This is a genomic window from Rhodosalinus sp. K401 (assembly GCF_041365735.1).
Lineage (GTDB): Bacteria > Pseudomonadota > Alphaproteobacteria > Rhodobacterales > Rhodobacteraceae > Rhodosalinus.
Genome location: NZ_JBGFSI010000003.1, coordinates 154041 through 166232 on the forward strand (window position 1 = coordinate 154041; position 12192 = coordinate 166232).

Annotated in this window: 12 protein-coding genes; 4 read left to right on the plus strand and 8 right to left on the minus strand. The window is 70.5% G+C overall.

Features of this window, described 5'->3' with window-relative positions; genetic code table 11:
• Positions 1-256: 256 nt before the first annotated feature.
• Positions 257-646, plus strand: a complete 390-nt coding sequence (locus AB6A66_RS05020; protein WP_371037403.1) for an MAPEG family protein — start codon at positions 257-259, stop codon at positions 644-646.
• Between the two features lie 98 nt (positions 647-744).
• Positions 745-2133 carry a dihydrolipoyl dehydrogenase gene (lpdA, locus tag AB6A66_RS05025; RefSeq protein ID WP_371037404.1) on the plus strand — a complete coding sequence of 463 codons (1389 nt, stop codon included), beginning with the start codon at positions 745-747 and terminating at the stop codon, positions 2131-2133.
• A 44-nt stretch (positions 2134-2177) separates the two neighbouring features.
• On the opposite strand, the gene AB6A66_RS05030 is transcribed toward lpdA, so the two are convergent.
• The 3 genes from AB6A66_RS05030 to AB6A66_RS05040 are packed head-to-tail and all read right to left on the minus strand — an operon-like array spanning position 2178 to position 4500.
• Positions 2178-2930, minus strand: a complete 753-nt coding sequence (locus AB6A66_RS05030) for a lysophospholipid acyltransferase family protein (RefSeq protein ID WP_371055019.1) — start codon at positions 2928-2930, stop codon at positions 2178-2180.
• Positions 2930-3826, minus strand: a complete 897-nt coding sequence (locus tag AB6A66_RS05035) for a cell division protein FtsX (protein WP_371055020.1) — start codon at positions 3824-3826, stop codon at positions 2930-2932. The genes AB6A66_RS05030 and AB6A66_RS05035 overlap by 1 nt, the downstream gene beginning before the upstream one ends.
• A complete protein-coding gene (locus AB6A66_RS05040) occupies positions 3823-4500 on the minus strand; it encodes a cell division ATP-binding protein FtsE (protein WP_371037407.1) in 678 nt (225 codons plus the stop codon). Before AB6A66_RS05040 ends, AB6A66_RS05035 begins: the two co-directional genes overlap by 4 nt.
• 192 nt (positions 4501-4692) lie before the next feature.
• Here AB6A66_RS05040 and AB6A66_RS05045 point away from each other — a divergent pair, with 192 nt between their 5' ends.
• Positions 4693-5628 (plus strand): zinc-ribbon domain-containing protein, encoded by a 936-nt coding sequence (locus AB6A66_RS05045; protein ID WP_371055021.1) that lies wholly within the window; start codon positions 4693-4695, stop codon positions 5626-5628.
• Positions 5629-5658: 30 nt separating this feature from the next.
• Here AB6A66_RS05045 and AB6A66_RS05050 read toward each other — a convergent pair whose 3' ends face one another.
• Genes AB6A66_RS05050 through argH form a run of 5 tightly spaced genes read right to left on the minus strand, consistent with a single transcriptional unit; the run spans position 5659 to position 11537 of the window.
• Entirely contained in the window at positions 5659-8301 is a 2643-nt protein-coding gene (locus AB6A66_RS05050; RefSeq protein ID WP_371055022.1) for a TIGR02302 family protein, read from the minus strand.
• Between the two features lie 49 nt (positions 8302-8350).
• Complete coding sequence (gene lysA, locus AB6A66_RS05055; RefSeq protein WP_371055023.1) at positions 8351-9616, minus strand: diaminopimelate decarboxylase; 1266 nt, start codon at positions 9614-9616, stop codon at positions 8351-8353.
• Between the two features lie 60 nt (positions 9617-9676).
• Complete coding sequence (locus AB6A66_RS05060) at positions 9677-10003, minus strand: DUF2834 domain-containing protein (protein WP_371055024.1); 327 nt, start codon at positions 10001-10003, stop codon at positions 9677-9679.
• Positions 10003-10149 carry an argininosuccinate lyase gene (locus tag AB6A66_RS05065; protein WP_371055025.1) on the minus strand — a complete coding sequence of 49 codons (147 nt, stop codon included), beginning with the start codon at positions 10147-10149 and terminating at the stop codon, positions 10003-10005. The genes AB6A66_RS05060 and AB6A66_RS05065 overlap by 1 nt, the downstream gene beginning before the upstream one ends.
• Positions 10146-11537: an argininosuccinate lyase gene (gene argH / locus AB6A66_RS05070; RefSeq protein ID WP_371055026.1), complete on the minus strand. Its 1392-nt coding sequence runs from the start codon at positions 11535-11537 to the stop codon at positions 10146-10148. The genes AB6A66_RS05065 and argH overlap by 4 nt, the downstream gene beginning before the upstream one ends.
• A gap of 22 nt (positions 11538-11559) precedes the next feature.
• Between argH and AB6A66_RS05075 the strand changes: the two genes are divergently transcribed.
• Positions 11560-12120 (plus strand): TlpA family protein disulfide reductase, encoded by a 561-nt coding sequence (locus AB6A66_RS05075; protein ID WP_371055027.1) that lies wholly within the window; start codon positions 11560-11562, stop codon positions 12118-12120.
• The last annotated feature ends 72 nt before the right edge of the window (positions 12121-12192 follow it).

The following is a 12192-nucleotide window of genomic DNA, read 5'->3' on the forward strand; positions in this document are numbered from 1 at the left end:
CGCGGCGCGCGGGCAGCCGTCCCCACGGCCCCGCCACCGGGTTGCCGGCCTGCAGCGCCCGCGCAGGGACGGACACACGGATTTCCAATCTGACGGTTTTGAAAACGCGCATGTTCAGCTTTACCGGAACAATGGCTAGGGTATTCGGGGCGCCCGTCATATCCCCCGTCACCACGCGTCCTCGGCCCGCTGCGCCGCCCCCGCAGTGGCAGGACGTGCTATCGGCCACGTCCTCGATCACCAAGGCAGACATTCCATGACCCCCGAACTCACCGCCCTCGCCCTCGCCGTGCTGCTGCAGGCCGGGCAGCTCGCGCTCTACTCCGTGCTCGGCCAGAAGGTGGCCGGCCCCCGCGCCGCGATGAGCCCGCGCGACGAAGCGATTGCGCTGCCCGGCATGGCCGGGCGGGCCAAGCGCGCGCTCGACAACCACTTCGAGGGGCTGACCCTCTTCACAGCAGCCGTGGCGATCGTCATGCTGTCGCAGCAATCCAGCCCCGTCACCGCCGCCTGCGCCTGGATCTACCTCGCCGCCCGCCTTCTCTACGTGCCCGCCTACCTCTTCGGCTGGGTGCCGGGCCGCTCGCTCATCTGGGCGGCGGGCTTCCTCGCCACCCTGGTGATGATCCTCGCGGCGCTCCTGTGACTTCTTCTTGGTTCAAATACTCCGGGGGGTGAGGCGGCGCAGGCCGCCGAGGGGGGCAGCGCCCCCCTCCTCCGCCAGAAAGGGAAAGGACTGACCCAATGGCCTCCTACGACGTGATCGTTATCGGCTCCGGACCCGGCGGCTACGTGGCCGCCATCCGCTGCGCGCAGCTGGGTCTCAAGACCGCCTGCGTGGAAGGGCGCGAGACGTTGGGCGGGACATGCCTCAACGTGGGCTGCATCCCCTCCAAGGCGCTTCTGCACGCCACCCACCAGCTTCACGAGGCCGAGCACAATTTCGAGAAGATGGGCCTCAAGGTCGGCGCGCCCAAGGTCGATTGGAAAGCGATGCTCGCCTACAAGGACGACACGATCGCGCAGAACACCAAGGGCATCGAGTATCTTTTCAAGAAGAACAAGATCGACTGGCTCAAGGGCTGGGGCGCGATCCCCGCGCCCGGCAAGGTGACGGTGGGCGAGGAGACGCACGAGGCGAAGAACATCATCGTCGCGACGGGATCCGAGGCCTCCGGCCTGCCCGGCGTCGAGATCGACGAGACCGTGGTCGTCACCTCCACCGGCGCGCTCGAGCTTTCCAGGATCCCGAAAAGGATGGCGGTGATCGGCGGCGGGGTGATCGGGCTCGAGCTCGGCTCCGTCTACGCGCGCCTCGGCGCGCAGGTCACGGTCGTGGAATACCTCGACCACATCACGCCCGGAATGGACGCCGAGGTGCAGAAGGGCTTCCAGCGCCTGCTGAAGAAACAGGGTCTGGACTTCGTCATGGGGGCCGCCGTCCAGTCCGTGGAGGCGCTCAAGACCAAGGCCAAGGTCCACTACAAGCTCCGCAAGGACGAGAGCGAGGCGACCCTCGACGCCGATGTCGTGCTGGTGGCGACGGGCCGCAAACCCTTCACCGACGGCGTCGGCCTCGAGGCGCTCGGAGTCGAGATGACCGAGCGCGGCCAGGTGAAGACGGACGGCCACTGGCGCACGAACGTCGACGGGGTCTACGCCATCGGCGACTGCATCGCGGGGCCGATGCTGGCCCACAAGGCCGAGGACGAGGGCATGGCCTGCGCCGAGGTCATCGCCGGCAAAGCCGGGCACGTGAACTACGGCGTGATCCCGTCGGTGATCTACACCCATCCCGAGGTCGCCGCTGTCGGCGAAACCGAGGAGACCCTCAAGGAGCAGGGCCGCGCCTACAAGGCGGGCAAGTTCAACTTCATGGGCAACGGCCGCGCCAAGGCCAATTTCGCCGCCGACGGTTTCGTGAAGATCCTCGCAGACAAGCAGACCGACCGCATCCTCGGCGCGCACATCATCGGCCCGATGGCCGGCGACCTGATCCACGAGATCTGCGTGGCGATGGAATTCGGCGCCAGCGCCGAGGATCTCGCGCTGACCTGCCACGCGCACCCGACCTATTCCGAGGCGGTTCGCGAGGCGGCGCTGGCCTGCGGCGATGGTCCGATCCACGCCTGACCGCGGGGGGCCGGGGGACGTCGCGCGCCCCCGGCAGGATCCGCTCAGCTCTCTTCCGCGCTCTCCCGCCCCGGCGGGCGCGGATCGAAACCGGCCTCGGCCATCAACGCGTCCGACCGCGTTTCCACGACCTGCTCGAGGCGTGCCATGAAGGTTTCGGCGGGCAGTCCCGGCGGGATCGGCTCGAGGAACTCGACCACGGCGAGGCCGGGCTTGCGCAGGATGCCCTTGCGCGGCCAGAAGACGCCGACATTGGTCGCGGCCGGCACGCAGGGCTGCCCCGTCTCCTCGTAGAGCACCGCCGTCCCGATCTTGTAGGGCGCCTTCACGCCCGGCGCGACCCGCGTGCCCTGGGGATAGATGATGAGCTGCCCCGGGGGCGCGTCACCGTGGCGTACCCCCTCGACCATCTGGCGCATCGCCGCGCGGCGGCGGCCGCGATCCACGGCCACGCACCCGATGCGCTTGGCGTACCAGCCCAGGATCGGCGCGCGCCCGAGTTCCTTCTTCATGATGAACTTCGGCCGTGGCACGACGCTGACGATGAGGATGATGTCGAGGAAGCTCTGGTGCTTGGAGCCGATCAGCACCTCCTCCACCGGGACCCGTCCGCGGACCTCCGTGCGCAGCCCCACCATCCAGCGCGCCGTCCAGCGGACATAGCGGCAATAGGTGCGGACGCCGGCATAGGCGCCGCGCCGGTCGAAGATCGCCCAGGGCGTGAAGAACACGGCCATGATCGCCATCATGGCGTACATCTGCCCCACGAAAAGCGCCGAGCGCGCCCAGCGCAGCATCAGGTCAGCGCCCTGAGCGTGCGCCCGGCCGCCGCGCGCGTCGCCCAGAACGCCACGACCGCCGCGAGCGGCGGCACGAGAAGCGGCGCAAGCCAGTGCCAGCCCCGAAAGCCGAGCCCCGTGAGGAAACTGTCCTCACCGCTGCCGCCGCCCGGCAGCGCCGCCACCGCGATCATGCCGAACGCCGTTCCCACGGCCGCGCCGGTGAGCGTGCGGAGCGTGAAGCGGCGCACGAAGGCGCGCGCGATGTAGACGTCGCGCGCGCCGACGAGCCGCAGCACCGCGATCACCTGCGCGTTGGCCGCCAGCGCTGCCTGCGCGGCCAGGGTGATCATCGCCGCCACCGCCGCGCCGATGAGCGCGATCGAGACCCAGCCCAGAAGGCGCAGACGGTCGGCCGCCTGCACCAGCGGACGGCGCCAGCGGGTGTGATCGTCAAGGACCGCCCCCGGCACCTCCGCCGCGAGACGCAGTCGAAGCCCCGCCGCGTCGTAGCCCTCTTCGGTCTCGATGATCTCGATGAGCTGCGGCACCGGCAGCGTGTCGAGCGGAAGGTCCGGCCCGAGCCAGGGCTCCAGCAGCGCGCGCTGCTCTTCCGGCGCCAGCGCGCGTGCCCCGGCGACCCCCGGCGTGGTCTCCAGCAGCCGCAGCGCCGCGCGCGTCTGTTCCGCCATCTGCCCCTCGGGCGCCGAGATGCGCAGCGTGGCCGAACGGGCGAGTTCCTCGCCCCAGCGGTCGGCGAGGCGCCCAGCGGCAAGCGACAGCGCCAGCGCGAAGACCGCCAGAAAGGCCATGGCCGCGGCGGTGAAGACGGTCAGCCGCGCGGTGATCCCGGTGGGCGGGACCACCCGGTCGGCCTGCGTGTCCCCGCGCAGCAGCGTGACCGCGCCCCTCACAGATCGGCCCCCGCCGCCTGCAACCGGCCACCGGCGATCCGGACGACGCGCGCCTGCACGTGGTGTTTCGCGGCGCGGATGAGCGCAAGGTCGTGGGTGGCGACCATGACCGCCTTGCCGAGCCGGTTGAGCTCCACCAGAAGCTGAAGAAGCCGTTCCGACATTTCCCAGTCCACGTTTCCCGTCGGCTCGTCGGCAAGGATCACGTCCGGCGACATGATGACCGCGCGGGCGAGCGCGGCACGCTGGCGTTCCCCGCCGGAGAGTTCGGGCGGCAGCGCCGTGGCGCGCTCCGTCAGGCCCACCCAGTTCAGCAGTTCGTGCAAGTCCTGTTGTGCGGCACCGCCCCCCTGCCCCGACACCGTGAGCGGCAATGCCACGTTCTCCATCACGGGCAGATGGTCCAGGAACTGGCAATCCTGGTGCACCACCCCGATGCGGCGCCGCGCCAGGGCGATGGCGTCGCGGCTCATGGCGGTCACGTCGGTCTCGAAAATCCGCAACCGGCCGGCGCTGGGCTGCAGCGCGCCGTAGCAAAGCTTCAGGAAGGTCGTCTTTCCCGCGCCCGACGGCCCGGTGAGGAAATGGAAACTGCCGGGCGTGATGGCCAGCGAGATGTCCTGCAGAAGCTCGCCGCCCCCGTAGCTGTAGCCCACACCGTCCAGCTCGATCACCGCCGCCCCCAGTTTTCCGCCTGCCCGCAGGGGCCATGTTGTGCCTCAGCACCGGTCGGGTTGCAATCGCCGGCTGCGCGGGCGAATGGGCTTTCGCGGCCTCGCACCAGCCGGTAACTTCATGCGCGGTGGGCTTGGGGAAAGGGCCGTTCCGGCGCGACGCGCCGGCTGGTTGGTCCGAGAGGAGTGGCGATGCGTCTGACTTGCCCGAATTGCGGTGCGCAGTACGAAGTTCCCGATGAAGTCATCCCCGAAGAGGGGCGCGACGTCCAGTGCTCGGCCTGCGGCATCACATGGTTCCAGAACCATCCGACCCATGCCGGAGAAGAGGCTGACGGGCCGGCGGCCGCCCCTGAAGCGGCGCAGCCCCGGGCGGAAAGCGACGACGACATGGCCGAGGACGCGCAGGACAGCGCGGAGGCGCCACCGCCGCCCCCGCGACGCGAACTCGACCCCTCGGTCGCCGATCTTCTGAAAGAGGAAGCCGAACAGGAGGCCCGCGCCCGCGCCTCGGAGGCGGCGTCCCCGATCGAAAGCCAGCCCGAGCTTGGCCTTGACGACGGCGACGGAGAGGATGCGGCAAGCCGCCGCGCCCGCGAGGCGCGCGCGCGCATGGCCCGGATGCGGGGGGAGGTGGCTCCGGAAGCGGACGCGCCGGTCGATCGCGACGCCGACGCCCCGGCAGAGCCCGCGGACACGCCCGACATCCCCGCCCCGGCGCAGGAAGAGGAGGTCGCGGCGGCCACCGGATCGGCCTCCGCAGGCGCGCGGCGTGATCTTCTGCCCGATATCGACGCGATCAATTCGACGCTGCGCGCCACCGACGAGGGGACCGCGATCCACGACGCCCCGGCCGCGGACGACTGTCACGAGCCCGAGGAGACAGGCAGGGGCGGCGGCTTCTCCCGCGGCTTCGCGATCGCGCTGCTTCTGGCGGTCATGCTCGTCGTCACATACGCGCTGGCGCCTCAGCTTTCCCGGGACATCCCGGTGCTCGCCCCCCTTCTCGAAGGGTATGTCGCGGTGGTCGATGCGGGGCGGGGCTGGCTCAACGGGCAGGTCACCGGCATCCTCGTCTGGCTCGACGGCCTCACGGAGGCGAAACCCGCGGATCTCGACACGGCCTGATCACCGCGCCTTTCGCGATCGCGCCCGGGATCAGAAGCGGTCCAGCAACCGTTCCAGATACTCGCGCTCGATCTCCGGGCGCTCGCTGTCGCCGCTCCGGCGTCGCAGCTCTTCGAGAAGGTCGCGCGCCCGGCGATAGACATCGTCCCCCTGAAGAAGGCTGTCTTCGGTGCCCATCTGGCCCGCGTTGCCCGCGCTGCGTCCGAGCGGATCGCGGGACTCGCTGCCCGGATCCCCCTCGGCCATGCCCTGCTGGCCCTGCCCGTTCTGGCGCTGCTCCTGCGCGAGCGCCTCGCCCATGTTGCGCAACCCTTCGCGGAGCGCATCCATGGCCTCCGCCTGGCGGTCGATCGCCTCGGCGAGGTCGCCCTCGCGCAGCGCGCCCTCGGCGCCTTCCATCGCGCCTTCGGCCCGATCGAGCGCGCGCCGCGCCTCCTCGCCCGCCTCGCCGCCGAGGCCGGGCAGGTTCCCGCGCTGGCGGTTCAGTTCCTGGCGAAGCGCGCGCTGCCGGTCCGCGAGCGACTCCTCGGTGCCGGGCGCATCGCCCTGCCCCTCGCCGGGGCGGGCCTGTTGCTGGCCGCCCTGCCCGGGCTGCTGCTGACCGGGCGCCTGCCCTTGCCCCTGTCCGGGCTGCTGGCCGAACTGCTGGCCCTGCTGTCCTTGTTGCCCCTGTTGACCTTGCTGACCTTGCTGACCCTGCTGGCCTTGCTGGCCGGGATTGAAACGCTCCTGAAGGTCGCGGAAGGCCTCGTCGGAAAGCCCCTGCTGGTTGCGCAGCGTTTCCGACAGACCCTCCATCGCCTGCTGGCCCGGGGATTGCTGACCCTGCCCTTGGCCTTGGGTCACGCGCATGTTCTCCATCATCTGCTGAAGCTGGCGCAACGCCTCCTGCGCCTCGGCCATGCGGCCCTGCTCCATCAGCTCCTGGATGCGGTCCATCATGCGTTGCAGGTCGTCCTGCGACATTTCCATGCCGGGCATCTGCTGGGCCATCTGGTCCTGCGCGCCCTCTTCGCCGTCGCGCTGCGCCTGGCGGGCCAGTTCGTTCAGGTATTCGTTCGTCGCCTCGCGCAGCTCCTGCATCAGTTCGGCGATCTCCTGGTCGGAGGCGCCGTTGCGCATGGCCTCCGAGAGCCGGTCCTGGGCCCGGCGCAGCCGTTCCAGCGCGTCCCCGAGATCGCCCTCTTCCAGAAGGATGGCGAGATCCCAGAGCGCCTCGGCGATCTCGTCGCGCTGCTCCCCGCTGAGCCCGCCGCCATGGTTCGTGAAGGTCTCCATCCGGTGCAGAAGCACGCGAAGCCGCAGGTAGGCCGTTTCGGAGCGGAACACGTCGTCCGGGCGGTGCGAGACGGCACGCAGCACCTGCGCCACCCGGCGCGCGTTGTCGCGGGTCCACAGCAGGTCGCGGCGCTGCTCTGCCACCGCGGCGGCCAGCGGATCGAAGAAGCGACGGCCCGGCAGGTCCATGGTCGTCGGGGCGGACGCGCCCTGCTGCCCCGCGGCGTCCTCCACCGAAAGTTCGACGCGCACCGGCAGGTTGGCCCAGGGGTGCTTCGAGAAGTCCTCGATCAGGCTTTCCTCGAACTCGGCCCGATCCCCGGTGACCGGCATGGGCAGCGGCACCTCGATGGCGGGACGGGCTTCCGGCTCGGCGGCAAGCCCGTGCTGCCGCTCCACCGCATCGAGATCGAGGGCGAGCCGCGCCGTGCCCGCCACCACGCCGTAATCGTCGCGCGCCGTGAAGGGCAACGTCATCTCGCCGCGCGCCGACGCTTCCGCCTCGCCGGCAAGGCTCACGCGCGGAGCGGCGTCGCCACGGAGCGCGACATCCCAGCCGCGGCCCCCGGGTCCGTCGATCTCGATCCGGCCCGAGCGCGCCACGTCGAACCCCTGCGAGGGCTCCGCGGCCGGTTCCGCGGGGGCCTCGCGCTCCGAGACGGTCTCGGCCACGGACAGCGCGCCCACCTCGCCATAAAGGCGGATCGTCACGCGGCTACCCTCGGCGACGGAAAGCTCGCCCGCGGTAATGTCGTTGAGATAGACGGCGGGAAGCCCGGTGTAGGCGGGCGGTTCCACCCAGCCCTCCCAGGCCGGCCCGCCGGCCAGCGCGCTCGCCTGCCCGGGGGCCATCTCGGTCACCGAGCCGACCCGCCAGAAAGAGCCGAAGACGAGCGCGACCGAGAGGGCCAGCAGCGCCACGTAACGCAGCGCGAAGGGATCGCGCGACGAGACCCGCAGGTCGGGGGGCGCGGCGCGTGCCGCCGCGACGCGGGCGGCCATTCGGCGCTGATGCGCCGCCCAGACGGCCGCCGAGGCCGCGTCGCCCGCGCCGATCGCCTGCTCGTCGAGCAGCGTCCGGATCGGCCGGCCCGCCATCGTCGCATCGAGCCGCACCAGCGTCTCGGCCGGCGACGGCCAGCGGAACCGGCGCGCCCCGTGGATCGCCGCAGCGGTCGCGCCCAGACCCGCGAGCGCGCCCGCGGCCCACACCGCCTCGACCGGCACCATGTCCTGAACGCCGAGCATGAGAAGAGCGAGCGCCGCGGCCAGGATCGACCAGAGCGGCCAGAACGCCCACACCGCGCGTTCGGCTGCCATCCCCGCGCGCGTCAGCCTGAAAGGCCAGCGTATCGCGCGGAAAACGTCGTCCTGTCCGGTCGGGTTGTCCTGCATGATCCCTTCCCTCGGCCATGAGGCACGGGCGCGTGACTGCGCCCCCGTCCTATAGCCATTCAGGAATGGTATCCCGATTCAGGATGTCGTCAAAGGATGGGCGGGCGCGGATGACGGCCACGTGATCGCCCCGCACCAGAACCTCGGGGATCAGGGGGCGGGTGTTGTACTCGCTCGCCATCACGGCCCCGTAGGCCCCGGCGGAGCGGAATGCCACGAGATCGCCCTCGGCGAGCGGGGGCAGCATCCTTTCGCGGGCGAAGGTGTCCCCCGTCTCGCAGACGGGCCCCACCACGTCGAAACGCGCCTGCGCGACGCCCGGCGCAGGTTCGACGACCGGCACGATCTCGTGCCACGCGTCATACATCGCAGGGCGGATCAGGTCGTTCATGGCCGCATCGAGAATGAGGAAATCCCGCCCCTCCCCGGATTTCACGTAGATCACCCGCGAGACCAGGATGCCGGCGTTCCCGGCGATGAGGCGGCCCGGCTCGATCTCCACCTCGCAGCCCAGATGCCCCACGGTGCGCTTTATCATCGCACCGTATTCGGTGGGCAGCGGCGGCGCCGCGTTCGACCGCTCGTAGGGGATGCCGAGCCCGCCGCCAAGATCCAGCCTGCGGATGTCGTGGCCGTCGGCGCGCAGGAGTTCGGTCAGCTCCGCGACCTTGGCATAGGCGGCCTCGAACGGGGCAAGCTCGGTCAGTTGGGAGCCGATATGGACGTCGATCCCCACCACCTCGATCCCGGGCAGCGCCGCGGCCTCGGCATAGACCTCCCGCGCCCGCGAGATCGGCACGCCGAACTTGTTCTCGGCCTTGCCGGTGGCGATCTTGGCATGCGTGCGCGCATCCACGTCGGGGTTCACGCGCACGGTGATCGGGGCCGTGCGCCCCATTTGCGTCGCCACGGCCGAAAGCGCCCGCATCTCGGGCTCGCTTTCCACGTTAAACTGGCGCACCCCGCCCGCGAGCGCCTGCGCCATCTCCTCGCGCGTCTTGCCGACGCCCGAGAACACGATGCGCTCACCCGGCACGCCGGCGGCGCGGGCGCGGGCGTATTCCCCGCCCGACACCACGTCCATCCCCGCGCCCATGTCGCCCAGAAGCTTCAGGATCGCGAGGTTGGAGGCGGCCTTCACCGCGAAGCACACGAGATGGTCGAGCCCCTCGAGCGCCTCGTCGAAAAGCCGGTAATGCCGCGCCAGCGTGGCGGCCGAATACAGGTAGAAGGGCGTGCCGACCCGCGCCGCGATCTCGGCCACGGGCACGTCTTCGGCGTGAAGCGCGCCGTCGCGGTAAAGGAAGTGATCCATCCTCGAACTCCAGGCCCGGGGCCCTCATGGGATGCGCGACGCGCGCGCGGCGGGACGCCCCTATGCCGCCGGGCCCTGCCGCCGCGCCCGGAAATAGAGGTAAAGCGGCAGCCCGCAGCTGACACCGATGCCGTAGATCGCCGGGATCGTGACCAGCGATAGCCAGTCGCGCCGCGCCACCGCGTCGAAGAGCACCCAGAGCGTCAGCGCGATGGCCGCGATGGTCAGGTCCCAGACGAGCCCCGTGGTGGCGGCGTTGACATACCACGCGTCGATCATTGCGCCGAGGTCCCAGCCATTCTGCCGGAACCACGTCACGAACCAGTACATCGGGTGGATCGAGCCCCAGACGGCGAGCGCGGCCCACAGATACTTGAGCCGCGCCATCAGCGCCGTCCCGACACGCCGATCTCGGCGGTTCCGCTGATCGTGATCCCGGTGGCGGGCTTCGGCGCGGGCGGTTCCGGCGCGCCGTCGGCGCCGCATCCGGCGAGCGCCAGAAGCGCCGCTGCGGTGATCGGAAGACGTTTCATCCCAATCGCTCCTTCCAGCGCGCGAGCTGCGCGCGCACCTGCTCCGGCGCCGTGCCGCCATAGGACCGGCGCGACGCCACCGAATTGTGGACGCCCAGCACATCGAACACGTCCTCGCGGATGCCCTCGTGCACCGAGCGCATTTCCTCGAGCGTGAGATCGGGCAGGTCGCGGCCCGCCGCCTCGGCCACGGCCACGAGCCTCCCGGTGACGTGGTGCGCCTCGCGGAAGGGTAGCCCGAGTTCGCGCACGAGCCAGTCCGCGAGATCGGTGGCGGTGGAAAAGCCGCTCGCCGCGGCCGTCTCCAGCGCGTCGCGGTTGGCGGCCATGTCGCGCACCATCCCCTCCATCGCGGCGAGCGCCAGCATCAGGGTGTCGGCGGCGTCGAAGACCTGTTCCTTGTCCTCCTGCATGTCCTTGGAATAGGCCAGCGGCAGGCCCTTCATCACCGTCATCAGCGCCACGTTCGCACCGAAAATCCGCCCGATCTTGGCGCGGATCAGCTCTGCGGCGTCCGGGTTCTTCTTCTGCGGCATGATCGACGAGCCGGTGGAAAAGCGGTCCGACATGGCGACGAAACGGAACTGCGCCGAAGACCAGATCACCAGCTCCTCGGCCAGTCGCGAGAGGTGCATGGCGCAGATCGAGGCCGCGGCGAGGAACTCGAGCGCGAAGTCGCGGTCGCTCACCGCGTCGAGCGAATTCGCGCAGGGCCGGTCGAAGCCGAGCTCGCGCGCCGTCATCTCCCGGTCGATCGGGAAAGATGTGCCGGCAAGCGCCGCCGCCCCGAGCGGGCATTCGTTCATCCGCGCGCGCGCGTCTCGAAGCCGGCCGCGGTCGCGCGCGAACATCTCCACATAGGCCAGCATGTGATGGCCCCAGGTGACAGGCTGCGCGGTCTGGAGATGGGTGAACCCCGGCATGACCCAGTCCGCCCCCGCCTCCGCCTGCGCGAGGAGCGCGCGCATCAGCGCGGCGAGCCCCGCGTCGGCCGCGTCGGCCTGGTCGCGCACCCAGAGCCTGAAATCCGTGGCCACCTGGTCGTTGCGCGAGCGGGCCGTGTGCAGCCGGCCCGCCGGCTCGCCCACGATGTCCTTCAGCCGCGCTTCCACGTTCATGTGGATATCCTCCAGCGCGGTGGAAAATCCGAAACTGCCGCCCTCGATCTCTGACAACACCGTGAGGAGGCCTTCCCGGATCGCCTCGGCATCGCTATTGCTCAGGATGCCCGTCGCGGCGAGCATCGCCGCGTGGGCCCGAGAGCCCGCGATGTCTTGCGGCGCGAGCCGTCGGTCGAAGCTGATGGAGGCGTTGATCGCCTCCATGATTGCATCGGGACCGGCCGCAAAGCGCCCGCCCCACATCGCATTCGAGGAATCTGCTGACATGCCGCTACCCGGGAGTTCGTCCATGCGCCTTTCGACCCTCGCCCTCTACACGGCTCTCGCGCTCGGCGCAAACGCCGCCGCGGCCGCCGACACCGCCGCGCTTCGGGCGCTCGCCGAGGGCGACATGAAGAAGCTCGCCTTCGCGACAGAAGCGAAGCCCGCCCCCGAGACCGCCTTCGAGACGGCGGAGGGCGCGACGCGCTCGCTCGCCGATTACCGCGGCAAGCATCTCGTGGTGAATTTCTGGGCCACCTGGTGCGCGCCCTGCCGCAAGGAGATGCCGCAGCTTTCCGAACTTCAGTCCGAGTTCGGCGGCGAGGATTTCGAGGTCGTGACCATCGCCACCGGGCGCAACGCGCTGCCGGCGATGCGCAACTTCTTCGAGGAGATCGGGGTAGACAACCTGCCGCTCCACCGCGACCCGCGCCAGGCGCTGGCGCGGGAGATGGGCGTCTTCGGCCTGCCCATCACCGTGATCCTCGATCCGCAGGGGCGAGAGATCGCGCGGCTCCAGGGCGATGCCGACTGGGCGTCGGAGAGCGCGAAGGCCATCGTCGCCGCGCTTCTGCCCGGCGCCGGCTGACCCGCGCGGAGGCATCCTCGACGCAAAAACCCCCGGCACGAGGCCGGGGGCTTCGCATCGGGCCGGATGCCG